This is a genomic window from Bradyrhizobium sp. WBOS08 (assembly GCF_024585125.1).
Lineage (GTDB): Bacteria > Pseudomonadota > Alphaproteobacteria > Rhizobiales > Xanthobacteraceae > Bradyrhizobium > Bradyrhizobium japonicum_B.
The window spans coordinates 3,082,109-3,109,072 of sequence record NZ_CP028988.1; the positions used below are offsets into that span (position 1 = coordinate 3,082,109).

The following is a 26,964-nucleotide window of genomic DNA, read 5'->3' on the forward strand; positions in this document are numbered from 1 at the left end:
TGCTTGTTTCTCCCTGGTGCGCGCATTGTGCTGGCAACGCAGCACGGCTCGCAAGTGGGAAGTCGCATCTTTGCGACGCAATGACGCTTAAATCGCGCGGCGCCCAGCGCCTAGACTCAAGTCTTCCCGGCGACGACGACGAGACCGCGCACCGGCTCGTTGTTCTCGTTGCGCGGCGAGGCCGGCTCCAGCGTCAGCAGCTTCAGGCCCGCCTTGGCGATGGCGCCGCGGACATATTCCGCTGGATGGGCATAACGCAGACCCTCGCCGAGAACGATGCCGCTGCCGTCATGCGTCTCCAGCGTGAAGGTGAGCACGCCGCCCGATGCGAGCACGCGGCTCGCTTCGTCGAGGACCGGCGCGAGATCGGCGAGATAGACGAACGCATCCGCTGCGACGATGAGGTTCGCGCTCGCGTCATGCTTCGTGCGCAGGCCCTCGATCATGTCGGCGACCTCGAGCTCGGCGTAGAGGTTGGTGGCGCGCGCCTGCTTGATCATGCCGGGCGACAGATCGATGCCGATGAAATGATCGACCTGCTTGGCGAAGGCGGCGGCCGCAAGGCCGGTGCCGCAGCCGAGATCGATGGTGCGCTTGAAGTAGGCCGGTTTCTTCGCGGCGACGCGCGCGGCCAGCACCGCCTTGAAGATCAGGCTGGGCGCGCGGTAGCCGAGATCGTTGATCAGCGCGTGCTCGAAGCGCGGGGCGTACTGGTCGAACAGCGCCTGCACATAGGCCTTCGGCATCTCAGCCATCTCGGCATCGCCGAGCCGCATCAGGTGCAGCCCGGCACCGTGCTGGTCGCCGGGGTCGCACCTCCGCGCTTCTCGAAACGCCGCGATCGCTTTGTCGCGCTCGCCGAGTTGCTGCCGGATTTCGCCCAGCGTGAACCAGGCCGAGGTGAAGTCGGGCGCCAGCTCGATCGCCTGCTCCAGCAGGTCGGCGGCCGCGGGCAGATCGCCCTTGAGCTGCAGGTCGCGCGCGAACTCGAAGCGGCGGTCGGCCATGAGATCGCCGGAGGTCAGGAACAGGCGGAGGGGCATGGGAACCAGGAAGTGTAGGGCGGAATGACTCGAAGCGACGGTAACGCGGCCTATATATCAGGCATGCGACCTCAAGACATCCTGTTGCCAGCTGTTGCCGGCCTGTGCTGCAAGCCCGGCGGTTTCCATATCGACCCCGTCCGCCCGGTCGAGCGGGCCGTGATCACCCACGGCCATTCCGATCATGCCCGCGCCGGCCATGGCGCGGTGCTGGCGACGCAGGAAACGCTCGACATGATGCGGCTGCGCTATGGCGAGAACTTCGCCGGATCGACCCAAGCGATCCGCTATGGCGAGGAGATCCGGCTCGGCGATGTCCGCGTGAAATTCCACCCGGCCGGCCACGTGCTGGGCTCCGCGCAGATCGCGGTGACGTGCAAGGACACCTGCATCGTGGCATCCGGCGATTACAAGGACGCGCCGGACCCGACCTGCACGCCGTTCGAGCTGGTGCCCTGTGACGTCTTCATCACGGAAGCAACGTTTGGCCTGCCGGTGTTCCGGCATGGCGATGCCGCCGACGAGGTCCGGAAGCTGCTTGCCTCGGTCGAATTGTTTCCCGAGCGCGCGCATCTCGTCGGCGCCTATTCGCTCGGCAAGGCGCAGCGCGTGATCAAGCTGCTGCGGCAGGCCGGCTACGATGCCCCGATCTACCTGCATGGCGCCATGGAGACGATTACACACTATTACCAGGGCCGCGGCATCGAGCTCGGCGCGCTCAGGCCGGTGAAAGGTGTCAAGAAGGCCGCGCTCGCCGGCACCATCACGCTGGCGCCGCCGTCTGCGACCTCCGATCTCTGGACACGACGCTTTCCCGATCCGGTCACCGCGTTCGCCTCGGGCTGGATGCGGGTGCGCGCCCGGGCGCGGCAGCGCGGCGTCGAGCTGCCGCTGGTGATCTCCGACCACGCCGATTGGGACGGCCTCACCGCGACGATCGGTGCGACCGGCGCCGGCGAGATCTGGGTCACGCACGGCCAGGAAGATGCGCTGGTGCATTGGTGCCGAAGCAAAGGTCTGAAAGCGCAGCCGCTGGATCTCGTCGGTTACGGCGACGAGGAGGAGGGCGAGACGCCTGCCACGGGCGAGGCCGAAGCATGAACCGCTTCGCCGAACTGCTCGACCGCCTCGCTTACGAGCCCGGCCGCAACAACAAGCTGCGGCTGCTCACCGGCTATTTCCGCGAGGTCGGCGATCCCGACCGTGGCTATGCGCTGGCGGCGCTGACCGGCGCGCTCAGCTTCAAGCACGCCAAGCCGGCGCTGATCCGCAACCTCATCGCATCGCGCACCGATGAGGTGCTGTTCGGCTTGAGCTACGATTACGTCGGCGATCTCTCGGAGACGGTGGCGCTGATGTGGCCGAAGGCCGGGCTTGCCGCGCACAACAACCCGCCACCCCCGACCCTCACCGAAGTCGTCACCACGCTGCGCACGCTCGGCAAGACCGAGCTGCCGAAGCAGCTCGAGCGCTGGCTCGACGAGTTAGATGAGACCGGACGCTGGGCGCTCTTGAAGCTCGTCACCGGGAGCTTGCGGATCGGCATCTCCGCGCGGCTCGCCAAGACCGCGGCGGCCGCGCTCGGCGACAAGGATCCGCACGAGGTCGAGCTAATCTGGCCGGGCCTCGCACCGCCCTATCTCGACCTGTTCGCCTGGCTGGAAGGCCGCGCCGACAAGCCGGTCAACCGTGATCCCGCGCCGTTCCGGCCGGTGATGCTGGCGCATGCGATCGAGGACAGCGATTTCGCCGCGCTCGATCCCGCCGACTACATCGCCGAATGGAAATGGGACGGCATCCGCGTGCAGGCCGTCGCCGGCCGCGACGAGCGCGGCCACGTCACCGCGCGGCTCTATTCGCGCACCGGCGAGGACATCACGGGCAGCTTTCCGGACCTCGTGCCGTCGCTGCATTTGCCGGGTGCGATCGACGGCGAGCTGCTGATCCTGCGCCAGGGCCGCGTGCAGAGCTTCAACGTCCTGCAGCAGCGGCTCAACCGCAAGGTCGTCTCGCCCAAGCTGATCAAGGAGTTTCCGATCCACCTGCGCGCCTACGATCTGCTCGGCGACGACGAGAACGATCTGCGCGAGCTGCCGTTCGCGGAGCGGCGCGAGCGGCTGGAGAGCTTCATCACGAAGCTCGGCGATCCCCGCATCGACCTGTCGCCGACCGTGTCCTTCGCAAGCTGGGAGGCGCTGACCGCCGCGCGCGCCGATCCCGCGAGCGCTGGCGCGGGCGAGGATGCGGATGCCGTCGAAGGCGTGATGCTGAAGCGGCGCGATGCGCCCTATCTGCCGGGACGGCCGAAGGGCCAATGGTGGAAGTGGAAGCGCGATCCGCACATCATCGACGCCGTGCTGATGTATGCGCAGCGCGGTCACGGCAAGCGCTCGTCCTATTATTCCGATTACACCTTCGGCGTCTGGACCGCGGGCGAGGGCGGCGACGAGCTGGTGCCGGTCGGCAAAGCCTATTTCGGCTTCACCGACGAGGAGCTGCTGCAGATCGACCGCTTCGTCCGCCGCAACACCACGGAAAAATTCGGTCCCGTGCGCCATGTCGTGCACGAGGGCGACAAGGGGCTGGTGCTGGAGGTGGCGTTCGAGGGCTTGCAGCGCTCGCCGCGGCACAAATCCGGCGTCGCCATGCGCTTTCCCCGCATCAGCCGCCTGCGCTGGGACAAGCCGCCGCGCGAGGCCGACCGGCTGGAGACGTTGGAGCGGATGCTGAAGGCGGAGGCGGCGGAGATCGAGGTGTGAGGCGCGTGATGGGCTGGACTCTGCCGGCGCCTGAGCGCACGCCTCGTCCTTCGAGACGACCGCGTCGCGCTCTCCTCAGGATGAGGCTAATCCGCATCGGTGCACGTTGAAACTGCTGCTGCGTACTCCGTCCTCATCCTGAGGAGCCCGCCTAAAGCGGGCGTCTCGAAGGATGGCGGCCGGGACACTCTTATCGGGCCGCGGAAGAGGCGAACCGGCCGCCCGAATTAAACTCCGGTAACCTGATTGACGCACCGATCCAGGTTCCCCATGTGCCTCGCCGTGCCCTATAATGGGGTCGAATCCTTCCCGAGGAGTTTGCGATGGTCCAAGACGTCAGAGATTTGCCGGCCGGCCGCAGCGATGGGCTGAACCGCTTTCTCGGCGGCTCGCCGCTGGCGGTGGCGTTCCGGCTGGTCCTGCTCTCGATCCTGGTCGGCGTCGTGCTGGCCGCGATCGGATTCGATCCCTGGAACATCATCACCAGCATCCGCCTCCTGTTCCAGCGTCTGTGGGATCTCGGCTTCGATACCATCAACTGGCTGTGGCGCTATTTCCTGCTCGGCGCGGTGATCGTGATCCCGATCTGGCTGCTGTCGCGCGTGTTCGGCGCGCCGCGCGGCCGGTAGGCTCGGAGTCCGCAGTCGATGCAACTGCGTTTCGTCGGCTGCGGCGACGCCTTCGGCTCCGGCGGCAGGCTCAACACCTGCTTCCATGTCGCAGGGCGCGCGGCCAACTTCCTGATCGATTGCGGCGCGTCGGCTTTGCCGGCGCTGAAGCGGCTGGAGATCGAGCGTAATGAGATCGATCTCATTCTCATCACACATTTCCACGGCGATCATTTCGCCGGCCTGCCGTTCTTTCTGCTCGATGCGCAATTCTCGCGGCGGACAAAGCCGCTGACGATTGCCGGCCCGCAAGGCATCGAGCGGCGGCTGCGTGAGGTGATGGAGGTTCTGTTCGAGCACTCCTCCAAGACGAAGCAGCGCTTCGAGCTCGACGTCGTCGAGCTTGCGCCCCGGCAAAGCCGGACCTTCGGCAGCGTGACGGTGACACCCTATCCCGTCGTGCACGGCGAATCCGGCGGCCCCTTCCTCGCCTACCGCGTCGAGGTCGAAGGCCGCACGCTCGCCTACAGCGCCGACACCGAATGGACGGAGACGCTCATTCCGCTGGCGCATGGCGCGGATCTTTTCATTGCCGAGGCCTACATGTACGAGAAGGTGGTCAAGAACCATCTCAGCCTGAAGACCTTGGAACAGCATCTGCCCGCGATCGGCGCCAAACGGCTCGTGCTCACCCATATGAGCGACGACATGCTGTCGCGCCTCGACGCGTTGCCTTACATGGCGGCCGAGGACGGCATGGTCGTCGTATTCTGACCATGCACGCGCCCATCCATCCCAGGGTCGGCACACGAGACGTGTTCGCCATCGCAGGTCCAGCGATGGTTGCCAACCTGACCACGCCGCTGATCGGCGTGGTCTCGACCACGGCGATCGGCCGCCTCGACGATGCCGCGTTGCTCGGCGGCGTCGCGATCGCGTCGATCGTCTTCGACTGCCTGTTCTGGCTGTTCGGCTTCCTGCGCATGAGCACGCTCGCCTTCACCGCGCAATCGCTGGGCGCGGGGGAGGTGCGTGAGCCGACCGCGATCCTGTCGCGGGGCTTCATCGTCGCCGGCCTAATCGGCGCCGCGCTGATCGTGCTGCAAGTGCCGTTGGCGGCGGGGCTGTTCGACCTCATCGGCGGCAGCGAGGGTGTGACGCGGGCCGCGCAGACCTATTTCGGGATCCGGATCTGGTCGTCGCCGTTCACGCTCGCCAATTACGTCATCCTCGGCTGGCTGATCGGCCAGGCCCGCGCCAATTCAGCCTTGCTGCTTCAGGTCGTCATCAACCTCGTCAACATGGCGGCGACGATCCTGCTGGTGCTGGTCTACGACGCCGGCATCGCCGGTGCTGCGATCGCCGCGCTGGTCTCGGAAGCGGTCGGGTTCGGCCTCGGCGTGATCGTCTGCCGTCATTATGCCGAGGGCGGCTTCGCGGTGCCGTACAGGACGCTGCTCGACCGCGACAAGCTGGTGCGGATGCTGGCGGTGAATTCCGACATCATGATCCGCACCGCGGCGCTGATCACGGTGTTTCTGTTCTTCACCGCGAAAGGCGCGCAGGCCGGCGACGTCACGCTGGCGGCCAATTCCGTGCTCAACAACTTCCTGTTCATCAGCGCCTTTTTCCTCGACGGTCTCGCCAACGCCGCCCAGCAGCTGTGCGGCCGCACCCTCGGCGCACGCGACGCAAAAGGCTTTGCCGCCTCGACCCGGCTGGTGCTGCTCTGGGGGCTCGGCTTCGCCATCGTCGTCGCATCGCTGTTCGCGCTGTTCGGACCGGCTTTGATCGATTTCATGACGGCAAGCGAGGCGGTTCGCCGCGCCGCGCGCGAATTCCTGCCCTTCGTCGCGTTCGCGCCGATTCCCGGCGTGTTCGCCTTCGGGTTCGACGGCATCTATATCGGCGCCACCTGGGCGCGCGAGATGCGCAACCTGATGCTGGCTTCGCTCGCGATCTTCCTCGGCACCTGGTGGGCGCTGCAATCGTTCGGCAATGCCGGATTGTGGTGGGCGCTCCTGGCCTCCTACCTCTCGCGCGGCGGTTTGCAGGCGGCGCGCTATCCGGCGCAGTTCAGGGCGACGTTCGCCAAATCATAGCGTCCGTGTCCCGGACGCGTTGCAGCGTGAAACGCTGCTGCGCAGAGCCGGGACTTATCTCTCCTCGAATTCGCTGCCGCATGGGCCCCGGCTCTGCAGTGCACCACGCCGAAGACGGCGTGCTGCGCTGCGTCCGGGGCACGAGATCGCCCTTACATCCCCGGCCAGTCTTCCGCCGTGAGCGTCGCGGCATCCGCTCCGACGATCTCGGACAAGGAATCCCGCCCGGTGCGGAGCAGCGTCGAGGTGAGGTCGCGCTTGATCTCGTCGACGAGGCCGAGGCCCTTGTAGACCAGCGACGAATAGAGCTGGATCAGGCTGGCGCCGGCGCGGATCTTGGTCAAGGCGGCGCCGCCGGAATCCACGCCGCCGACGCCGATCAGGGGGAACGCGCCCTCGACGCGCACATAGGTCTCCGCGACCATCCGCGTCGACAGGCGGAACAGCGGCCGGCCCGACAGGCCGCCTTGCTCCTTGGCCCGCGTCTCCTCCCGCAGCGTGCTCGGCCGGGAGATCGTCGTGTTCGACACCACCATGCCGTCGACCCGGCGCGAGCGCGCGACCTGCACGACGTCGTCGAGCTGGGCGAGACTGAGATCCGGCGCGATCTTGAGCAGCACCGGCGTGTCGCCGGCCTTCTGCCGGACACGCTCGCGCGCGTCGATCACGCGGGCAAGGAGATCGTCGAGCAGCGCGCCTTCCTGCAGATTGCGCAGGCCCGGCGTGTTCGGCGAGGAGACGTTGACGGTGAAGTAGCTCGCGACCGGCGCAAAGGTCTCGATCAGCTTGACGTAGTCGGCGACGCGATCGACTGAATCCTTGTTGGCGCCGACATTGACGCCGACGATGCCGCCGTGCTGCGCGCGCGCGGCGAGCCGGCGCAAGGCGACGTCCGCGCCGTCATTGTTGAAGCCCATGCGGTTGATGATGGCCTCGTCGCGCTCGAGGCGGAACAGCCGCGGCCGCGGGTTGCCGGCTTGCGGCTTCGGCGTCACCGAGCCGATCTCGACGAAACCGAAGCCGAGCCGCAGCAGCGCGTCCGGCACTTCCGCGCTCTTGTCGAAGCCGGCGGCCATGCCGATCGGGTTGGGAAAGTTGAGCCCGAAGGCGCGCATCGCGAGCTTGGGATCGTCGGCGCGCGGCTTGACCGGCGGCAGGAAGCGCAGACCCTGGATCGCCAGGCGATGCGCGTCTTCCGGATCGAGCCAGCGCAGCACCGGCAGGGAAAAGGCGTCGAAAGCGCGGATCACGGGGCAAGCTCCGGAACGTCGTGGCCGCCGTCGGAGCGGATGTTGAGGTTCATCACCGTGATCACGGCGCCGAGATCGAGCTCGCCATAGAGATGCGGAAACAGCTCCTCGTTGCGCGAGCGCTCCCAGCGCAGCTCGCCGCCGAGCGCGTCGCCGTCGACCTCGACCAGGAACAGCGCGCGTTGCCCGAAATAGTGCTTGCGCAGGGTCTCGGGAACCTGGTCGGCGGTCGAGAAATGGATGAAACCGTCGCGCGCATCGTCGGCGCTGCCCCGGTAGACACCCTGCCGTTCCGCCTCACGCCAGGCCGAGGCCGGACAGATTTTGTAGATCTTGACCACCGCTTGCGCAGCCCTGTTTGCTCTTTGAGTCTTTTGGGTTTTTTCGTCTCGCGCGGGTCTGCAAGAACCCCGGCGCGACCGTAAAGGCCGCCCCTGCCGAACTCAAGACCTCAAGCCTTTCCGGTCCGGTGAAATCGCCGCCACTTGCGCGAAAAGCGGAAAACCGGTTGATTTGAGGACAGTTTTCCTGAGTTGCGACGGGCTGGACCTTGCATGGTCAGGCAGGCCAAAGCGCAGAGGATACTCACTCACGACCAGATCTGGATCGCGCTGGATCGGCTGGCGGCGCGCGCCGGTCTGTCGCCGTCCGGCCTCGCCAAGCGCGCCGGGCTCGATCCCACCACCTTCAACAGGTCCAAGCGCGTCACTTCGGACGGCCGCGAGCGCTGGCCCTCGACCGAATCGATCGCCAAGGCGCTGGCGGCGGCAGATGCCTCGCTCGAAAGCTTTGCGCGGCTGGTCGACGATGACGCGGGCGACGGCCGCTCGGTACCGCTGCTTCGTTTCGCGCTGGCCGGCGCGAGCGGCGCCTTCGACGAGTCCGGCCTTCCCGCTGGCAAGGGCTGGACCGAAACCGCACTTCCGGCCACCGAGGACAGCCACAGCTTTGCGCTGGAGATCTCCGGCGATGAGCTTGCCCCCGTTTACCGACACGGCGACATCGTCCTGGTCTCGCCGGGCGCGCCGATCCGCAAGGGCGATCGCGTGGTGGTGCGAAGCAGGACGGGCGAGGTGACGATCGCAACGCTGAGGCGCCGTACCGCGAAGGCCCTGGAGCTGCAATTGCTCAACGCATCGCAAGCCGTGCGCACGATGGCGGCCGGCGAGGTGGCGTGGATCGCGCGGATCGTGTGGACGAGCCAGTGACTGCGGGGCCGCGTATCGCCGCGTTCGCAGTTGCGCTTACGTCGGTACAAGGACCGCCTCTCTCCGAGAGATCACGCGGTATGGGTCCCGGCGTTCGCCGGGATGACAGGCGCGTGTGGAGCGAAGGGCAACGCGTTTCTCACGCGCTCCGCGCCAGCGCGCCGTCGATCATGTTGACCGCGTTCTGCACGCCATACACCGCGACGAAGGAGCCGAAGCGCGGGCCCTTCTCCTGGCCGAGCAGCACCTGGTAGAGCATGTTGAACCAGTCCAGCGTGACGCCGGGACGGCCGTCCTTGCCCTTCTTGACCTGGTCGAGGAACGGCTCGCGGCGGCCGATCTCGTAGACGACGTTCTGGATGTCCTCGGCCGAGGCGTCCGCCGGAAGCTGCGACAGCGCATCGCGCAGGTCCTGCAGCGCCGCGCGCTCGGTGTCGGTCGGCACGCGGAACTGCTTCGTCGGTGCGACGAAGTCGCGGTAATAGTTGATGGCGTAGCCGACCATCGCATCCAGCTTCGGATGCGTCTGCGGGCTCACGCCGGGTCGGTAGCGACCGATGAAGCCCCACAGCGTCTCGGCATTCTCCGCGTTCGACGACGACACCAGCGTCAGCAGCAGCTGGAAGGTCACGGGCATGTCGCCCTTCGGCGGCTTGCCGTTGTGGATGTGCCAGACCGGGTTGCCGAGCTGCTGCTTGCCGTCCTGCCTGGCAAAGCCGTCGATGAACTGCTGATAGTCGTCGACGTTGCGCGGGATGACGTCGAAATACAGCCGCTTGGCCGCCTTCGGCTCGCGATACATGAACAGCGACAGCGATTCCGGCGAGGCGTAGCGCAGCCACTCGTCGATGGTCAGGCCATTGCCCTTCGACTTCGAGATCTTCTGGCCCTTCTCGTCGAGGAAGAGCTCGTAGTTGAAGCCTTCGGGCGGCGTGGCGCCGAGCGCCCTGGCGATCGCGCCTGAGAGCTTCACGGAATCGATCAGGTCCTTGCCGGCCATCTCGTAGTCGACGCCGAGCGCGACCCAGCGCATCGCCCAGTCGGCCTTCCACTGGCACTTGACGTTGCCGCCGATGACCGGCGTCTCGACCTCCTCGTTCGTATCAGGGTCGACATAGGTCACGGTGCCGGCCGCGACGTCGCGGCGTATCATCGGCACCTGCAGCACGATGCCGGTGGTCTTGCTGATCGGGAGGAACGGCGAATAGGTGGCGCGGCGGTCGGGGCCCAGCGTCGGCAGGATGATCTCCATCACCTTGTCGTAGGCGGCGAGCATCTTGAGCAGCGTCGCGTCGAAGCGGCCCGACGTATAATAATCGGTCGAGCTCGCGAACTCGTAGTCGAAGCCGAAATGATCGAGGAAGGCGCGCAGCCGTGCGTTGTTGTGGTGCCCGAACGAGGGGTACTCGTTGGAGAACGGATCCGGCACCCGCGTCAGCGGCTTGCCGAGATGCGCGGCCAGCATCTCCTTGTTGGGGACGTTGTCGGGCACCTTGCGGAAGCCGTCCATGTCGTCGGAAAAGGCGAGCAGGCGCGTCTTGACCTTGTCCTCGGTCAGCACGCGGAAGGCGTGCCGCACCATCGAGGTGCGCGCGACCTCGCCGAACGTGCCGATATGCGGCAGGCCGGACGGCCCGTAGCCGGTCTCGAACAGCACCTCGTCCTTCGGGCTCTTCTTCAACCGCGCGACGATGGCCTTGGCCTGCTCGAACGGCCAGGCGTTGGATTGTTCGGCGAGCGCACGCAGATCGCTCGGGCTCATGCTGGGATCGATAACGGACATCAAGAAGGGCCTCCGGGCCGCGGAAAATAGCGATTTCCCGGCAGAATGCAAAAGTTGCGGGGCGAACAGCCACCTTCGCCGTCATTGCCAGAATCGTAGGGCGGGCAAAGCGAAGCGTGCCCACCGTTCATAAGACGTGGGCACGGCGCTTGCGCGCCTTTGCCCACCCTACGGCAACTCGCTCGCCGCAAGAGCTGCGACGCTAAAACGGGCTCACCGAGAAATAGCGCAGCCACAGATCGGTGTAGCGGCCCTTTTCCCAGACGCGGAACAGCGCCCAGTTCAAGGCCTGGCGCAGCACGTCGTTGCCCTTGCGCACGGCAATGCCGATGCCTTCGCCGAAGAAGCGGCTCTCGACGAAGGGGCCGCCGGAGAAGGCGCAGCAATCGCCGGAATCGGTGCCGTTGATCCAGAACGCCAGCGAGATGGCGTCGCCGAAGATGAAATCGACCTCGCCCTTGCGCAAAGCGGCGCGCATCGCCTCGTCGCTGGGATAGGCGTGCAGCTCCGCGTCGGTGAACATGGCCTTGAGATAGGCCTCGTGCGCGGACCCGGCGATGACGCCGACCTTCTTGCCCTCGAGATATTCGGGCCGGATTTCCGGCATCACCGCGTCCTTGCGGGAGACGAAGCGCGCCGGCACGCGGTAATAGGGATCGGTGAAGTCGACCCGGGCGCGCAGCTGCGGGCTCACCGCCATCGAGGCGATGATGGCATCGCCGCGGTTGGAGGAAAGCGCGTCGACCAGCGTCTCGAAGCGGCGCATCTGCACCGTGCAGGTGACCTTGATCTCCTCGCACAGGCTGCGGGCGAGATCGACGTTGAAGCCGGCCGGGTTGCCATCGGCGCCGGTGTAGTTGAACGGCGGATAATCGGTCTCGGTCAGGAAGCGGATCACGGTCAGGCGCGACAGGTCCGGCCGTTCCGGTCGCCGCCGCGGGTCCCAGAACCCGGGCACGGCCTGCGGGGCGGCCTGGGGCGCGACCTGCGGCGTGGCCTGGGGTGCCGCCGGAGGCTGTTTGGCCGGAGCCTGGGCCTCGGCGGCGGGCAGGCTCGCGAGCAGGCACGCGACAGCCGCCAGCCCGGTCAGCAAGCTACGGGCAGATTTGGTCGATTTCGCCTGTTGCGATGGAGCCATCGGCCGGAAATGAACGAATTTCGTTGGGATCGGAGGGCGTTATAGACCATCCCACCGGGAACGCGAGCGCGGAATGTGGGCTCATAGAGCCCCTCCGCCATGACTGATGGGGAGGTACCGTGCCTGAATCGGGCTCAAAGATACTTCTTCAAGTCCGCCGCCGCCTCTTCCGGCGTCCGCTTCAGGTTGAACGGCGAGACGAAGCGGCCGTCGCGGTCCATCAGGTAAATCAGCGCGGTATGGTCCATGGTGTAGTCGCCGTCCTTGGTCGGGATCTTCTTGGCGTAGACCCGGTAGGAGGTGATGACCTTGGCAGTCTCGGCGGGATCGCCGGACAGGCCCTGAAGATGCGGATCGAAGCTCGACAGATAGTCCTTCAGCGCTGCCTGCGTATCGCGCTCGGGATCGACCGAGATGAAGACGGCATTGAGCTTGTCGGCATCCTTGCCCATCACGCGCAGCACCTCCGAGATCTCGAACAGCGAGGTCGGGCAGACGTCGGGGCAATGGGTGTAGCCGAAGAAGATCAGGGTCGGCTTGCCCTTGAGGCTCTTGTCGGTGACGGCCTTGCCGTTCTGGTCGGTGAGCTGGAACGGGCCACCGATCGCAGCCGGCTGCGCCACCTTGCTGATCCCGCCCATGGCCCAGAACATGATCAGGAGCCCGACGATGAGGCTTGCGGCGAAGGCGGTCGCGATCACCAGCGGACGGGTGGCGGAGCTCATGAGCGGGAAACTTCCTGTCGCGGATCAGAAGCAGGCGGCGAAGCCGGTCCTGATCATTTCGAAGAACATCTGCGTGCCGTAGTGGAACCACAGCGCCAGCGCGCCGAGCACGAGCAATCCAAAGCTCGCCGCGCCCGTCCACAGCAGCACGGACGGCGTCCGGCCGGCAGTGGACGAATTGTCCTGTAACGGATGCGTCGGGTGCAGGGGTTGAGCCATGACAATGATCGAGGGCGAAGGCCCGGTTTCGAGGCCTTCAGATAGGCTTTGGCCCGCCCGCGGGCAAGGCGCCGCCGGCGGGCCAGAACGATCCGGTCAGGTCGAGAACGTCAGCGCAGCTGGCCCCGGGCGGATTCGATCTGGTCCGCTTGCGGAAGAGACCGGCGCGACGGCTTGATGGTCGAGGCCTGCGCGTCCATGTAGCAGGGCTTGTACATGGCCTGGAGCTGCTTGCCCCTCAGGAACAGCATCTGCGGGGTGAGGCCGCCGCGCTGGCTGATCCAGCGCTTCACCTGCGAGGGGTACATCGCATAGAGCATCTGGGTCGCCTCGGGATTGGTGACGGCGCGCCCATTGCGGCCGAAATCCCAGGCGGCGTGGAAGCCGAGCGTCGCGCTCGAGGTCACGCAGATGCGGTCATGCGGGATGGCGCCGAGGACGATGGTACAGGCGGACGCGCAAAGGCCGTCGATGATGACGGTCTCGCCCGATTGACGCAGATCCTGGTACTTGTCGACGTAAGTTCCAATCCGGCCACCGCGGTCATCCGCGATCCGAACCACCGCGTGAGAAGCCCCCATGCCAGCGATCAGCAGAACCGCCGCAAGCAACCCCGTCAGAAACTTCATTGGCCCCCGCCCCAGTCGAATTCGAATCTGCGTGTCAGGTGGTGATGCACCGCTAGCGTCCGTCGTAACCGAGGTTTTGTCTAGGCAGGCCGGCTGGCTCAAAACAAATTCAAATCCAGTGTTGCGTCCGCGCTGCACTCGGAGGCTCTCAATCCCAAAGTGGAACAAGTTAACGAGGTCTTACGCGCGGCACCCTTGATCTCAGGTACAACCGCCGGCTTCAATCCGGGCAATTACAGGGGGGAACTATGGAGGGGGACATGCATGGCTGAGGAAACGGACGTCATCGTCGTCGGGGCGGGACTGTCGGGCCTCGTGGCCGCCACCGAGATTGCCGACGCGGGCAAGCGCGTCATCGTGGTCGACCAGGAAGGCGAGCAGTCGATTGGCGGCCAGGCATTCTGGTCGTTCGGCGGCCTGTTCCTGGTCGATTCGCCGGAGCAGCGCCGGCTCGGCATCAAGGATAGCTTCGACCTCGCCATGCAGGACTGGATCGGCGCCGCCGGCTTCGACCGCGACGACGATTTCTGGCCGCGGCAATGGGCCGAGGCCTATGTCGGCTTCGCGGCCGGCGAGAAGCGCGCCTGGCTGCGGGCGATGGGACACCGCTTCTTTCCCGTGGTCGGCTGGGCCGAGCGCGGCGGTTACGACGCGATGGGTCACGGCAATTCGGTACCGCGCTTTCACGTCACCTGGGGCACCGGGCCCGGCATCGTCGAGCCGTTCGAGCGCCGCGCGCGCGAGGCGATGAAGAGCGGGCGGCTGAGCTTCAAGTTCCGCCACCGCGTCGACGCGCTCTCGATCAGCAACGGCACGGTGGACGGCGTCAGCGGCGCCGTCCTCGCCCCCGACGCTGTCGATCGCGGCAAGAGCTCATCGCGCAACGTGGTCAGCGAGTTCGCGCTGAAGGCGCAGGCCGTGATCGTGGCCTCCGGCGGCATCGGCGGCAATCACGATCTGGTCCGGCAGAACTGGCCGAAGCGGCTCGGCGATCCCCCGAAATTCATGATCTCCGGCGTGCCCGAACATGTCGACGGCCGCATGATCGGCATCACAGAAAAGATCGGCGCGCGGCTGATCAACCGCGACCGCATGTGGCATTATGTCGAGGGCATTCAGAACTGGTCGCCGATCTGGCCGCGCCACGGCATCCGCATCCTGCCCGGCCCCTCCTCGATGTGGTTTGACGCAACCGGCACGCGGCTGCCGTCGCCGCTCTTCCCCGGCTCCGACACGCTCGGCCAGCTCAAATATATCATGTCGACCGGCTATGATTATTCCTGGTTCATCCTGACCCAGAGCATCATCAAGAAGGAGTTCGCGCTGTCGGGCTCGGAGCAGAATCCCGACCTCACGGGAAAGAGCTGGCGCATGACCTTGCGGCGCGCCACCAACAAGGGCGCGCCGGCGCCGGTGGAGGCGTTCAAGCGCCATGGTGTCGACTTCATCGTGCGCGACACGCTCGAGGATCTCGTTGCGGAGATGAACAAGCTCGCCGGCGGCGACCTTCTCAAGCTCGACCATATCAGGACGCAGATCGAGGCGCGCGACCGCGAGATCGCCAATCCTTACGTCAAGGATGCGCAGGTGATGAATATCCACAATGCGCGCCGCTATATCGGCGACAGGCTGATCCGCACCGCCTCCCCACACCGGATCCTGGATCCCGCGCAGGGACCGCTGATCGCGGTCAAGCTCAACATCCTCACCCGCAAGACGCTGGGCGGCTTCGAGACCGACCTCGAGTCCCGCGTGTTCGGCGGCGAGGGCAGCGTCATTCCCGGCCTCTATGCGGTCGGCGAAGCCGCCGGCTTCGGCGGCGGCGGCGTGCATGGCTATCGCTCGCTCGAAGGCACCTTCCTCGGCGGCTGCCTGTTCTCGGGCCGCAATGCGGGCCGGTCGGCAGCAAAGGCGGTGGGCTGAACCGCCCCTTGCGTTGCGCCACGCATGCGTGCCGGGCACGCATGCGTGCCGGGGGTGGCAGAGCGCGGGGTGCTGGGCTAGACAGGGCCGCCATTCCAGTGAGGAGATCCCCAATGAGCATCCAGCGTTTCGAAACCGGCCCACGCATGAGCCAGGTCGTCGTGCACGGCAACACCGTCTATCTCGCCGGCGTCGTCGCCAACAAGGCCGCCGGCGAAAGCGTGACGAAGCAGACCCAGGACATCCTGGCGACCATCGACGGTCATCTTGCCAAGGCCGGCACCGACAAGTCGAAGCTGCTGTCGGCCACGATCTACATCACCGACATGAAGACCTTCGGCGAGATGAATGCGGTGTGGGACGCCTGGGTGTCGCCCGGCAACACCCCCGCCCGCGCCACGGTCGAAGCCAAGCTGGCGGCGCCGCAATACACCGTCGAGATCATGGTGACGGCCGCGAAGTAGTTTTCGCGAAAAGGTCACGCGCGTTGATGACCTTCGAGGTAATCGATCAACGCGCGTAAACCTTCGATGATGACGGTCAGCCGAACACGGCTTCATCGAAGGAGAGCATCATGACCGATCCCACCACCATCGCCCGCCGCTACATCGAGCTCTGGAACGAGCGCACGGCCGGCCGGCGTCGCGAGCTGCTCGGCGAACACTGGGCCAATGATGCGAGCTACGTCGATCCCCTGATGAAGGGCGACGGCCGCGACGGCATCGAGGCCCTGATCGCCGGCGTGCAGCAGCGCTTTCCTGATTTCAGATTCCAGCTGATCGGCGAGCCCAACGGCTTCGGCGACCACATTCGTTTTTCCTGGGGCCTCGGTCCCGACGGCGCGGACAGCCCGATCAAGGGCACTGATTTCGCCGTGCTGCAAGACGGCCGCATCAAAAGCGTGACCGGGTTTCTCGACCAGCTGCCGGCCGGGGCGTGAGGCGGCGAGCCTTTCGCACGAAGTGACCTTGCCCGTTGCCATCCTTCGAGACGCCCGCCGTTGGCGGGCCCTCGGGATGAGGGCGGAATGCGTGGCAGCAGCCCCAACGGGCGCACTGCTGCTGGCGGCACCCTGAGGAGACCGCGAAGCGGTCGTCTCGAAGGGCGAGGCGCACGCTCGAAGCGCGTAAAATGCCTAAGCGATAGCCGTCCTCGTGCGGGCGGCGAGGGCGGCACCCCTCGACGAAGCCATCCCTACGGCTTACCTGTCATGTTGTGCCGCCCCGTACCCTCCAGACATCGGCCGAGCCCGCCGCGCTGCTGCCAAGCCGCTTCCAGCAATGGTTCGCAGGCCGCGGCTGGTCGCCGCGTGCGCATCAATTGGCGCTGCTGGAGAAGGCGCGCGAGGACCGCTCGGCCCTGCTGATCGCGCCGACTGGCGCGGGCAAGACGCTGGCGGGATTCTTGCCGACGCTGGTGGAACTGTCGATTCAGCCCATCGATCGCGAGGCAGGTCCGAAGAAAAGCCTCGTCTCCACCGGCCGCAGCGTGCAACGTTCCGGCGGCCTGCACACGCTCTACATCTCGCCTCTGAAAGCACTCGCCGTCGACATCGCGCGCAATCTGGAGCGGCCGATCGCCGAGATGGCGCTGCCGATCAAGGTCGAGACCCGCACTGGCGACACGCCGGTGTCGCGGCGGCAGCGGCAGCGGCGCTATCCGCCTGATGTGCTGCTGACGACGCCGGAGCAGCTTGCGCTGCTACTGTCCTCCGACGACGCGCCGTTCCTGTTCTCGTCCCTGAAGCGCATCGTGCTCGACGAGTTGCATGCGCTGGTGACGTCCAAGCGCGGCGATCTGCTCGCGCTCGGCCTCGCGCGGCTGTGGCGGCTGGCGCCGCAGCTGCGCGCGATCGGCCTGTCGGCGACCGTGGCCGAGCCGGAGCAGCTCGCGCGCTTCCTGGTGCCGCAGCCCGGCGGCACGGAGCGCGCGGCCGACATCGTCGTCGCCGGCGGTGCCGCGCCGCCCGAGGTGGAGATGCTCGACACGCGCGAGCGCCTGCCCTGGGCCGGTCACAGCGCGCGCCATGCGCTTCCTGAAATCTATGAGCTGATCAAGGCGAACAAGACCACGCTGGTCTTCGTCAACACCCGCAGCCAGGCCGAGATGCTGTTCCAGAATCTCTGGAGCATGAACGACGACGGCCTCGCGATCGCGCTGCATCACGGCTCGCTCGACGTCGCCCAGCGCCGCAAGGTCGAGGACGCGATGTCGGCAGGAAAGCTGCGCGGCGTGGTCTGCACCTCCTCGCTCGACCTCGGCGTCGACTGGGGCGACGTCGATCTCGTCGTCAATATCGGCGCGCCCAAAGGCTCCTCGCGCCTGATGCAGCGCATCGGCCGCGCCAACCATCGCCTCGACGAGGCCTCGCGCGCGGTGCTGGTGCCGGCCAACCGGTTCGAAGTGCTGGAATGCCGCGTCGCGATCGATGCCATTGCCGAGAACGCGCAGGATACGCCGCCCTTGCGCACCGGCGCGCTGGACGTGCTGGCGCAGCACGTGCTCGGCTGCGCCTGCGGCGAGCCGTTCCTCTCCGACGAGCTCTATGCCGAAGTCCGCACGGCCGCGCCCTACGCCGAGCTGTCGCGGCAGGATTTTGACGACGTCGTCGATTTCGTCGCCTCCGGCGGCTACGCCCTGAAGACCTACGAGCGCTTCGCCCGCATCAAGCAGGACAAGGAGGGGCGCTGGCGCGTCGCCAATCCCAAGGTGCGGCAGAGCTACCGCATGAACGTCGGCACCATCGTCGAGGACGACATGCTGAAGGTGCGGCTGGTGCGCTCGCGCGGCGGCGGGAGCGGATCGACCGGCGTGATCGCCCGCGGCGGCCGGCTGCTCGGCGAGATCGAGGAGGCCTTCATCGAGGGCCTCAGCCCCGGCGACACCTTCGTGTTCTCGGGCGAGGTGGTGCGCTACGAGACCCTGGTCGAGGACCAGGTCTACGTCTCGCGGGCGCACGACAAGGATCCGAAGGTGCCGTCCTATATGGGCGGCAAGTTTCCGCTCTCGACCTATCTCGCCGAACGCGTGCGCCGCCTGCTCGACGACAGCCGCGCGTGGGGCGGCTTGCCGGAGCAGGTGCGCGACTGGCTGTCGCTGCAGAAGGACGCCAGCAAAGTGCCGGGGGTGCGCGAGCTGCTGGTCGAGAGTTTTCCGCGCGCCAACAAGCATTATCTGGTCTGCTATCCCTTCGAAGGCCGGCTCGCGCACCAGACCCTCGGCATGCTGCTGACGCGGCGGCTGGAGCGCGCCCGCGCCCGGCCGCTCGGCTTCGTCGCCAATGAATACGCCATCGCGGTCTGGGCGCTCGGCGACATGTCCTTCATGATCCGCGATGGCCGCATCGACCTCGATGCGTTGTTCGACCCCGATATGCTCGGCGACGATCTCGAAGCCTGGCTCGCCGAATCAGCCTTGATGAAGCGCACCTTCCGCAATTGCGCGATCATCTCCGGCCTGATCGCGCGCCGCCACACCGGCGAGGAGAAGAGCCGCCGCCAGGTGCTGTTCTCGACCGATCTCGTCTATGACGTGCTGCGCAAGCACCAGGCCGATCACGTCCTGCTGCGCGCCGCGCGCGCCGATGCGGCCACCGGCCTGCTCGATCTGCGCCGCCTCAGCGACATGCTGATGCGCATCCAGGGGCGCATCACGCTCCGGGAACTCGACCACGTCTCGCCGCTCGCCGTTCCCGTGATGCTGGAAATCGGCCGCGAGTCAGTTTATGGCGAGGCTGCAGACGAGCTCCTGGCCGAAGCCGCCGATGAGCTCGTCAAAGAGGCGATGGATAGAAGCGGGTAAGACGTGACGGCAGGCGCGCAGGTTTCGGGGGATATCGACGACATGCGCGTGTCCACAGTTAGCATCAGCGATGTGACCTTCGCTGCCGATCTCTCCGGCGCGCTGTTCTGGGAAGAGCAGCGCCTGCTCGTCGTCTCCGACCTGCATCTGGAAAAGGGCTCCAGCTTCGCCACCCGCGGCGTGCTGCTGCCGCCCTATGATACGCTGGCGACGCTGAGCCGCCTCGCTGCTGTCATCTCCCGCCACGATCCCCGAACGGTGATCGCACTCGGCGACAGCTTTCACGACCGCACGGCGCATGAGCGCTTGTCGCCGGACGATCGCGACGCCGTCGCCGCGCTGCAGACCGGCCGCGACTGGATCTGGATCTCCGGCAACCACGATCCGATGCTGCCGCCTGATCTCGGCGGCACCGTCGCCGAAGAGGTCGCGATCGGCCCGATCACGTTCCGCCACGAGCCGACCGGCGCGCACGGCGAGATCGCCGGCCATCTCCATCCCAAGGCCCGCGTCTCCGCGCGCGGCCGCTCCATGGAGCGGCGCTGCTTCGCCTCCGACGGGATGCGCGCGGTGATGCCGGCGTTCGGGGCCTATGCCGGCGGTCTCAGCATCCGCGACGCCGCATTCGCGAAGATCTTCCCCGCCAATGGCTTCGTCGCCCATCTGCTCGGCGACCGCCGAGTCCATGCCATTGCGGCCTCGCGCTGCTATTGAGCCGGCCGAAATTGGGACAGCATTACATTCGGTAGTTTTCCGGAATCGCCCAAGCCCGTTGCCGGCTCTAACGTCACGCTTGCCGGGGCTGGCATTTCTGATCCCGAACAAGATTGTAACCGGCAAGGGGCCGCTGCGAGGCGGCCCCTTTCGATTCCGGCGCGCCCAGGCAGGGCAGGGGATCATTGCCGAACCTCAGAACAAATTAAGAACACTTTAGCAAGTCTTTGATATATCATTGTGATTCGGCACATCGCCGGCACAATATCTAGCGTCTGTCAGACTTTGCGAGGACTAGATGTCCACCATCGCCTTCGATCAATTTGCCCTCACCCGGATCCCCGATTTCGCGCGCTCGCTGTCGCGGCTGCATCAGGCGGCGCGGCGCCAGCGCATCGACGACGACCAGTTCGACCGCGAGTTCAACGCGGTGTGCCAGTCGATCTGGGGCTACACCATCGACGACATCAGCGACGACCTGTTCGCACCCGAGGATCATCTGTTTCTGGATACGCTGGATGAAGCGCAGGGGCGCATCTTCGCGGCCGAGCAGGGCTACGACCTCGTCGGCGATCAGGGCATGCTGACGGATTGGTGGGGGTTCTGCTGGATGATCCTGGCCGAGAAGCGCGGCCTCCTGACGCCGGACAACCGCGCCGCCGCGCGCGCGGCGATCGAGGAGAAATATCTGGCGGCGCCGAACGTGATCGGGGTGATCATCGGGAGGTGAGCTCTCGTGCCCCGGACAAAGCGCATCGCGTCAGCGGTGCGCTGCAGAGCCGGGGCCCATGCTTGCGGCATCCTGGGTCCCGGCTCAGCGTCGCATCGCTTCGCGCTGCGCCGCCGTCCGGGACACGGGATCAATCCAGCCCCGCCCGCTTCGCCGGCTTTTGCGCCGTCGTCTTCGGCACCGTCACATCCGGCAGCGGCTCACGCACGATCTCCGCAGCCGGGGCGTCCGCCGATACCGTTTCCGCGCGCACCGGCGCCACTTTCATCTCGCCGAGGCGGGCGCGGACCTGGGCGGTGAGGCCGGGATAGGACGCGACCGGGGTGAAGTCCGCCGCCTGGTCGTTGCCGACGCGGATGCCGGTATAGGCGACGAGGCCGTCGGTGGTGGCGATCACGTCGCCGGCCTTCAGCGAGGAGTCCAGCGCCAGATCGACCGGGGCGAGGCCGACCGGCTCGCGGCCATTGCAGGTGCAGTCGGCACGCAACGCCTTGCGATAGGCGAACGCGTTCTCGCTGTCGGCGTAGCGCTCGCCGGCCTGCGAATGGGCTCCGTCGATCGAGGAGCCGAAATAGACCTTGGTCGCGCTGGCAGGACAGAACGCCTGACACATCTGCGCTGGAGAGACGAGGCCGCGCATCAGCGGGAAATATTTGCCGTCGCAACTGCGCACGCAGAAGGCCGGGCCGGAGCCGCCGGCGGCCGCCGCGCGGGTCGGCGGCACATATTGCGGCGTTCCGCCGTTCTGTTGCCCGGTGAAGGGATCGACGTAGGAGTTCGCCTGCTGCGGCACTTCGCGCTGCGGCCGCTGCTGCTGCATGCCGCCGAAGAGGAAGTCGAACAGGCCTTCGGCCGAAACTGGTGCGGGAGCCGCAAGCAGCGGCACTGCAAGGATGGCGGCTGCAAGCATCGCGCGACGCCGCGGGCGCGCATGGGACGGGACTGTACGCAACGCTCACTCCATCCGACGCTACTGAACCGGCCGGGACCGCGAGGGGTCTCAGCACATGATTCACCATAAGGGGGGATGGTAAATGAGCGGTTGAAGGGGAGTTGGCCTCGTGCCCCGGACGCAGCACAGCGCTCCCCCGGCGATGCGAAGCATCGTCCGGTCAGCGGTGCGCTGCAGAGCCGGGGTCCATGCCGATGGTGAGCAAGCTGGGTCCCGGTTCAGCGTCGCACCGCTACGCGCTGCGCCGCGCCCGGGACACGAGAACTCTAGGCCTTCAAAAACTCCGACGCCTTGTAAAGCGAGCGGAACGGCAGGCCGGCCGCGGCGAAAGTGTCGGTGGCGCCTTCCTCGCGGTCGACCATGGTCAGCACCAGCACCACATTGGCGCCGGTCTCGCGCACGGATTCCACCGCCTTCATCGCCGAGCCGCCGGTCGTGGTGACGTCCTCGACGATCACGACGCGCTTGCCGGCAAGCGTCTCCCCCTTCGGCAGGCCCTCGATCGCGAGCTTGGCGCCGTGCTCCTTCGGCTTCTTGCGCACGAAGAATGCCGCGATCGGATGGCCCTTGATCCAGGAGATCTGCGCCAGCGCGCCGGCAAGCGGCACCGCGCCCATCTCGAGGCCGCCGATGAAGTCGAGATTGTCGTCCTTCAGCGCCTCGTAAGTGAGCTCGGCGAGCAGGGTCGCCCCCTCCGGGTCGAGCATGGTCGGCTTGAGGTTGAAGTAGAAATCGCTCTTGCGGCCCGACGCGAGCGTCACCTCGCCGCGGCCGAATGAGCGCCGGCGGATGATTTCGAACAGGCGGGCGCGGGAGGCAGATTTCGACACGGCGGTCCCTCGAACAGCTCTTTGGAGGAGGCGCAATTTATCCGCGACGGGAGCGACATTCCAGAGGGGGCGTCCCTCGTCAACAGGGATCGGCCATCCCCGGCCGCCGGTTGTGGGGCTGCGGCCTTCTGGAGTAGTTGAGAGCCCGGATCGGGCGCGACGCCTCTTGGGTAAGGAAACGGGAATGACCATCGAGCTGCACACCTGGAACACGCCGAACGGCCGCAAGATCTCGGTCGCGCTGGAGGAGATGGGGCTGCCCTACAAGGTGATCCCGGTGAACATCACCAAGGGCGAGCAGATGGCGCCGGAATTCCTCAAGCTGTCCCCGAACAACAAGATCCCCGCGATCGTCGATCCCGAGGGCCCCGACGGCAAGCCGGTCAGCATCTTCGAATCCGGCGCGATCCTGCTCTATCTCGGTGAAAAGACCGGCAAATTCCTGCCGAAATCGCTTCGCGAGCGGATCCCCGTCTACGAATGGCTGATGTGGCAGATGGGCGGCTTCGGCCCGATGCCGGGCCAAGTGCACCATTTCATCGCGCTCGAGAACGAGCAGGACCGCGCCTACGGCCTGAAGCGCTACATGGCGGAGACGCGCCGGCTCTACGGCGTGCTCGACCGCCGCCTGGACGGGCGCGACTTCGTCGCCGGCGAGCTCTCGATTGCCGATTTTGCCATCCTGGGCTGGGCCTGGCGCCACCCTCGCCACAAGGTTGATCTGACCGACTTCCCCAACGTCAAGCGCTGGTACGAGGCCCTGATGGCCCGCCCGGCGGTGAAGCGGGGCATGGAGGCGAAGCTGGATTGAGGTTTCTTCACCCTCTCCCCCTTGTGGGCTACTGGATTCACACATCACTCTGGTTATCCCGTGGGGGGAGCATGAGGTGGGCGCCGCGTTTCATGGCTTGGAACTCGAGCCAACCCTGAAGCATGACGACCGGACCCGGCTTGCCGTAATAGCCACCCCGGCCCTCCCCCGCAAGCGGGAGAGGGAGCCTACTGCCGATGCCGCGACGGCGTCGCGCACCATATGCGATAGCCCCGCCCGCAAGTGGGAGAGGTGCACCGAGCACGTAGCTTGTTCTGTCTGCCTAAAGCTCTTGGTCTTTAATGCGCAGCCGAAGCTGAACGCTTGGCTGCGACCGGCTTTGGCGCCGGCTTGGCGCTCGCCTGCGGCGCGCTGTCCCAGCCGCCGTTCGGGGCCGGAACATTGACGGCATCATCCGGCTGCGGCTCGGCCGCAAAAGTCTGGATCGCGAGTTTGGCGGCGGCGAGCGATTGCGGATCGAGCCGCTTGGCGACGTCGTCGCGCTTGCCGGCGGCGTCGGCATCGCCCTGCGCGGCCGCCAGGCTGAACCATTTGTAGGACTCGGCGAGGTTCTGTTCGACGCCGATGCCGCGGGCATAGAGGATGCCGAGGTTGAACTGGCTGTCGGCGACGCCGCGATCGGCCGCTTTCCGGAACCACTGCGCCGCACTCTTGTAGTTGGCCCCGCGTCCGCCGCCATCGGCATCGAGCACCGCGAGATTGTGCATCGCCTTGGCGTTGCCGCGCTCGGCGGCCTGGGTGTAGTAGCGGCGGGCGATGTCGGCGTCCTTCTTCACGCCCAGGCCCTTTTCGTAGAGCGTGCCGAGCCGGAAGGTGGCGGGGACGACGCCGGCCTGCGCCGCGCGGTCGTACCATTTGGCGGCTTCGTCGTAGTTGGTCGCAACGCCCTTGCCCTCGGCAAAGCGCAAGCCGATCTCGTAGGCCGCGGTCGGATCGCCCTTCATCGCGGCGCTGCGCAAGGCGGGGCCGCCGATGCCGTCGGGCAGCTTCTCGCTCGGCGGCACCTGGATGACGCCGAGCTTGGCGCGGCTGGTGCCCGATAGCGCGCCGGTGATGTCGCTGCTCGTCGGCGGCGGCACCGCTGCGGCGGGCGCCACCGGAATTTCGACCGAGGCCGAGTTGCCGGGATTGGTAGCGGGCGCCGGCGCGGCATTGTTCTGGGATTGCCGGCCGATCGGCGTCGGCGAGGTCATCGATGGCGTGACCTGCTCGGGCGTCGCGGGCTTGTTCTCGATGACAGGGGGCGACGGGGCCTGCGGCGCGGGCTGGCTGGAGGTGTTGTCCATCGCCTGCGGCGCCGGCGTCGGGCTGCCCTCGAGCAGGTTCATCGCCATCTTGAAGGTGCCGAGCACGATCACGACCACGCTTGCGCCGACCAGCAGCGAGCGGATCTTCGAGCTGATGGTCGAACCGCCGTCCTTGCCCTTGTCCTTGCCGCGATCGGCGCCGGCTTTGGCACCGCGCGCCGGCTTTTCCGGCTGCGCGGCGGCGGCCTGGGCCGCGCGGCGGGCGGCCGCGATGAAGCTCGACGACGAGACCGGCTCTTTCGCCGCAGCAGGAATACCGCTGATCGCGCTCTCGGAGGCGGCGATGCGCTCCGACGGCGTGGCGGCGCGTCCACCCGGCCGTGTCCCCGGCTCGAGCGGATGATCCGGCGGCAACTCCGGTGCGAGCGCGGCGCGGGCGGGCGCCGTGTGCGGCTCCAGGATCTCGCTGATCGCACGCGGCGGCACCGGCGGCACCGGCGGCGGCGCGGCGGGAGCAGCGGCATGGAATTCACGCGGCGCAGCGGCGAAGGCGGCCTGCGCGCTCTGCATCGCGGCGGGATTCGGCAGCTCGGGCTTGGGATCGTATTTCGGCTGCTGCGCTTGCGGCCGCGGCTCGCGCGCCACAGGCGGGGGCTCCATGGCAGCAGGCATGGGAGCAGCCACCGGCATGGCCATCGGCTGCGGCGCGGCGGCCGGCGGCGCCGTACGCACTGCGCGCAGGTCGCCCTCGATCATGGACAGGCGATCGACGACATGGCCGAGCGCGCTATGGACGGCGTCGAGCGAGTCCTGGGTGCTCCGGTTGGTCTCGGCCTGGCTGAAGCGGATGTCGGACAGCTCGCGCTTGACCAGGTCGACCATTCCGGAATCGACGGGGGCCGAATTGCGGCTCTCGGCCAGCGCGGAATAGGTCGCCTGCTGCCGCTCCAAGTGCCGGAGGATGTCGTGCAGCCCGTCCTCGACGCGGCTCAGATTGCCGTTGCGCGGGTCGGAGGCGGCTTCGATCCGCTCCAGCAGGTAGGAGACGCGCTGCTCCAGATGCGCGAAGGTCGAGGCGGAATCGTTGCCGACCTGCATGCGGTCGAAACGGTCAGACAGCGCCCGGATCGCGGCTTCCAGATGCTCGGTGCTTTCGGACGGCTGCGGCCGCTCGCGGGTTTCCAGCGCCGCGGTGAGCGCGGCGATGCGCTGCTCCAGCACCGCGAAGCTGTCGCCCTGGCCTGAGGCGCGGGTGACCTGGTCGACCTTGGAGGACAGCAGCTGCACGTCTTCGGACAGGCGGGCCAGCGCTTCGTTGGAGGCGACGTTGGAGACGATGCCGCGCAGCGCCGCGATCGCGCTCTCGAGCTGGTGCACCGTCGAGGGATCGTCATTGGCGCGCAGGATCAGATCGAGCTTGGCGCCGAGATTGCGGATCGCCTCGTCATAGCCGGTGAGCTGCTCGGCCGGCGTCAGCGTGCGCAGCACCTGCTTGATGTCGGACAGCGCATGCTCGATGCCGGACAGCACCTGGCCGTCGGTGCCGTTGGACCGGGTCTCGTCGATGCGCCGATGCAGCGAGCGGATCTCGTTCTCGATCGATTCGATCGCGCGCCGCGGCATCGCCTCGGTGATGGCGGTACGGATCTCGGCGAGCTCGCTGCGGAAGGCGTTGATCGCCTGCTCGGTATTGTCGGGGCGCTGCAGCGCTTCGATCTGGCTCGTAATCTTGAGCAGATGGCGCTCGAGCGAGGAGAAGTCCGGTCCCGGCGCTGGTGGCGGCGGCGCATAGGCAGGCGCGGGCGGCGCCATCGGGGGCGCATAAGGAGCAGCCGAAGGCGCAATCGACGGCGCGGCGCGCGGCGGCATCTGCCGCGGCGCAAAACCGTCGAGCTCGCTCTGGCGCGCGGTGATCTCGGCGACGGCGACGTCGAAGGAAGCGGGGCTCAGGGGAGGGGCGTTGCGATAGACCTGCGCGGCCGCGCGCTCGACCGCATCGGCCTGGCGCTGGCGCGTCTCGACGGGCGAGGGCGCAGGTGCCGGACGCGGCGCCTGAGGCTGCTGCGGGCGGGAGATCTGCGACAGCCGCGCATCGAGCCGCGAGATCGCGTCGTTGAGCTGGCGTGCGACGCCCTGCTCGCGCGTGACGTCCGGTCGCGACGAGTCCTGGCGCGGGGCCGGCTTTGAAATCCGTTCGATCTGCTGGGTGATCGCGTCGAGCCGCTGGTGGATGTCGGCGACTTCGCGGCTCTCCTGGCTCGGTGCTTGAGCGGGCATCTGCTGCGGACGCTGATCGTAAGGGCCGCGAAAGTTCGGCGGGGGAGTGTCGCCGAGCGTGGAGTTCAGCCAGTCGTTCAGCGACATGCCCGCGCGACGCGCAGCAGCTTCGGCCCGCTCCCTGACGGATGGATCGATGCCGTCCACACTCCACGATACGCGCGAATTCATGACTCTGTCCGGTTCCGACTCCG

General features: G+C 67.0%; 24 protein-coding genes. 13 read left to right on the forward strand and 11 right to left on the reverse strand.

The window, feature by feature from the left end:
* Positions 1-116: 116 nt before the first annotated feature.
* Positions 117-1,043 carry a class I SAM-dependent methyltransferase gene (locus DCM80_RS14680; protein WP_257197619.1) on the reverse strand — a complete coding sequence of 309 codons (927 nt, stop codon included), beginning with the start codon at positions 1,041-1,043 and terminating at the stop codon, positions 117-119.
* A 63-nt stretch (positions 1,044-1,106) separates the two neighbouring features.
* Between DCM80_RS14680 and DCM80_RS14685 the strand changes: the two genes are divergently transcribed.
* From DCM80_RS14685 to DCM80_RS14705, 5 genes are all read left to right on the forward strand, one after another.
* Positions 1,107-2,144: a ligase-associated DNA damage response exonuclease gene (locus DCM80_RS14685; protein ID WP_257197947.1), complete on the forward strand. Its 1,038-nt coding sequence runs from the start codon at positions 1,107-1,109 to the stop codon at positions 2,142-2,144.
* Positions 2,141-3,802 (forward strand): ATP-dependent DNA ligase, encoded by a 1,662-nt coding sequence (locus DCM80_RS14690; RefSeq protein WP_257197620.1) that lies wholly within the window; start codon positions 2,141-2,143, stop codon positions 3,800-3,802. The genes DCM80_RS14685 and DCM80_RS14690 overlap by 4 nt, the downstream gene beginning before the upstream one ends.
* Before the next feature lie 323 nt (positions 3,803-4,125).
* Complete coding sequence (locus tag DCM80_RS14695) at positions 4,126-4,431, forward strand: DUF6460 domain-containing protein (protein ID WP_257197621.1); 306 nt, start codon at positions 4,126-4,128, stop codon at positions 4,429-4,431.
* Between the two features lie 18 nt (positions 4,432-4,449).
* Positions 4,450-5,184 (forward strand): MBL fold metallo-hydrolase, encoded by a 735-nt coding sequence (locus DCM80_RS14700; protein WP_257197623.1) that lies wholly within the window; start codon positions 4,450-4,452, stop codon positions 5,182-5,184.
* Between the two features lie 2 nt (positions 5,185-5,186).
* Entirely contained in the window at positions 5,187-6,512 is a 1,326-nt protein-coding gene (locus DCM80_RS14705; RefSeq protein WP_257197625.1) for an MATE family efflux transporter, read from the forward strand.
* A gap of 152 nt (positions 6,513-6,664) precedes the next feature.
* Here DCM80_RS14705 and DCM80_RS14710 read toward each other — a convergent pair whose 3' ends face one another.
* Together DCM80_RS14710 and DCM80_RS14715 are read right to left on the reverse strand one after the other, a co-directional pair.
* Positions 6,665-7,762 carry a quinone-dependent dihydroorotate dehydrogenase gene (locus DCM80_RS14710; RefSeq protein WP_257197627.1) on the reverse strand — a complete coding sequence of 366 codons (1,098 nt, stop codon included), beginning with the start codon at positions 7,760-7,762 and terminating at the stop codon, positions 6,665-6,667.
* Positions 7,759-8,103, reverse strand: coding sequence for a DUF952 domain-containing protein (locus DCM80_RS14715; RefSeq protein WP_257197629.1), 345 nt, complete (start codon positions 8,101-8,103; stop codon positions 7,759-7,761). The genes DCM80_RS14710 and DCM80_RS14715 overlap by 4 nt, the downstream gene beginning before the upstream one ends.
* Positions 8,104-8,316: 213 nt before the next feature.
* Here DCM80_RS14715 and DCM80_RS14720 point away from each other — a divergent pair, with 213 nt between their 5' ends.
* Positions 8,317-8,970, forward strand: a complete 654-nt coding sequence (locus DCM80_RS14720) for a helix-turn-helix transcriptional regulator (protein ID WP_257197630.1) — start codon at positions 8,317-8,319, stop codon at positions 8,968-8,970.
* Between the two features lie 139 nt (positions 8,971-9,109).
* Here DCM80_RS14720 and DCM80_RS14725 read toward each other — a convergent pair whose 3' ends face one another.
* The 5 genes from DCM80_RS14725 to DCM80_RS14745 form a co-directional block, all read right to left on the reverse strand.
* On the reverse strand, positions 9,110-10,753 hold the full coding sequence (locus tag DCM80_RS14725) for a lysine--tRNA ligase (protein WP_257197632.1): 1,644 nt from the start codon (positions 10,751-10,753) through the stop codon (positions 9,110-9,112).
* A 202-nt stretch (positions 10,754-10,955) separates the two neighbouring features.
* The gene (locus tag DCM80_RS14730; protein WP_257197634.1) at positions 10,956-11,891 is read right to left on the reverse strand and encodes a transporter substrate-binding domain-containing protein; all 936 of its coding nucleotides are present in this window, start codon (positions 11,889-11,891) and stop codon (positions 10,956-10,958) included.
* Between the two features lie 134 nt (positions 11,892-12,025).
* Entirely contained in the window at positions 12,026-12,616 is a 591-nt protein-coding gene (locus DCM80_RS14735) for an SCO family protein (RefSeq protein WP_257197635.1), read from the reverse strand.
* A 24-nt stretch (positions 12,617-12,640) separates the two neighbouring features.
* Entirely contained in the window at positions 12,641-12,835 is a 195-nt protein-coding gene (locus DCM80_RS14740; RefSeq protein WP_257197637.1) for a hypothetical protein, read from the reverse strand.
* Between the two features lie 110 nt (positions 12,836-12,945).
* The gene (locus tag DCM80_RS14745; RefSeq protein WP_028138924.1) at positions 12,946-13,464 is read right to left on the reverse strand and encodes a hypothetical protein; all 519 of its coding nucleotides are present in this window, start codon (positions 13,462-13,464) and stop codon (positions 12,946-12,948) included.
* A gap of 264 nt (positions 13,465-13,728) precedes the next feature.
* Here DCM80_RS14745 and DCM80_RS14750 point away from each other — a divergent pair, with 264 nt between their 5' ends.
* The 6 genes from DCM80_RS14750 (at position 13,729) to DCM80_RS14775 (ending at position 20,632) form a co-directional block, all read left to right on the forward strand.
* A complete protein-coding gene (locus DCM80_RS14750) occupies positions 13,729-15,387 on the forward strand; it encodes an FAD-binding dehydrogenase (RefSeq protein ID WP_257197638.1) in 1,659 nt (552 codons plus the stop codon).
* A 113-nt stretch (positions 15,388-15,500) separates the two neighbouring features.
* Complete coding sequence (locus DCM80_RS14755) at positions 15,501-15,851, forward strand: RidA family protein (protein ID WP_027575148.1); 351 nt, start codon at positions 15,501-15,503, stop codon at positions 15,849-15,851.
* A 110-nt stretch (positions 15,852-15,961) separates the two neighbouring features.
* The gene (locus DCM80_RS14760) at positions 15,962-16,327 is read left to right on the forward strand and encodes a nuclear transport factor 2 family protein (protein WP_257197642.1); all 366 of its coding nucleotides are present in this window, start codon (positions 15,962-15,964) and stop codon (positions 16,325-16,327) included.
* A gap of 275 nt (positions 16,328-16,602) precedes the next feature.
* Positions 16,603-19,188: a ligase-associated DNA damage response DEXH box helicase gene (locus DCM80_RS14765; RefSeq protein WP_257197644.1), complete on the forward strand. Its 2,586-nt coding sequence runs from the start codon at positions 16,603-16,605 to the stop codon at positions 19,186-19,188.
* Positions 19,189-19,230: 42 nt separating this feature from the next.
* A complete protein-coding gene (gene pdeM, locus DCM80_RS14770) occupies positions 19,231-19,902 on the forward strand; it encodes a ligase-associated DNA damage response endonuclease PdeM (RefSeq protein ID WP_257197647.1) in 672 nt (223 codons plus the stop codon).
* Positions 19,903-20,200: 298 nt separating this feature from the next.
* On the forward strand, positions 20,201-20,632 hold the full coding sequence (locus DCM80_RS14775; protein WP_257197650.1) for a hypothetical protein: 432 nt from the start codon (positions 20,201-20,203) through the stop codon (positions 20,630-20,632).
* Between the two features lie 130 nt (positions 20,633-20,762).
* On the opposite strand, the gene DCM80_RS14780 is transcribed toward DCM80_RS14775, so the two are convergent.
* Together DCM80_RS14780 and pyrE are read right to left on the reverse strand one after the other, a co-directional pair.
* Entirely contained in the window at positions 20,763-21,542 is a 780-nt protein-coding gene (locus DCM80_RS14780) for a DUF2865 domain-containing protein (protein WP_257197651.1), read from the reverse strand.
* 308 nt (positions 21,543-21,850) lie between these two features.
* Positions 21,851-22,414 carry an orotate phosphoribosyltransferase gene (pyrE, locus tag DCM80_RS14785; RefSeq protein WP_028138917.1) on the reverse strand — a complete coding sequence of 188 codons (564 nt, stop codon included), beginning with the start codon at positions 22,412-22,414 and terminating at the stop codon, positions 21,851-21,853.
* Positions 22,415-22,598: 184 nt separating this feature from the next.
* Between pyrE and DCM80_RS14790 the strand changes: the two genes are divergently transcribed.
* Positions 22,599-23,225 carry a glutathione S-transferase family protein gene (locus DCM80_RS14790; protein ID WP_257197652.1) on the forward strand — a complete coding sequence of 209 codons (627 nt, stop codon included), beginning with the start codon at positions 22,599-22,601 and terminating at the stop codon, positions 23,223-23,225.
* 299 nt (positions 23,226-23,524) lie between these two features.
* Here the strand turns inward: DCM80_RS14790 and DCM80_RS14795 are convergent, their stop codons facing one another.
* Positions 23,525-26,941 (reverse strand): tetratricopeptide repeat protein, encoded by a 3,417-nt coding sequence (locus DCM80_RS14795; RefSeq protein ID WP_257197653.1) that lies wholly within the window; start codon positions 26,939-26,941, stop codon positions 23,525-23,527.
* Positions 26,942-26,964 lie beyond the last annotated feature (23 nt).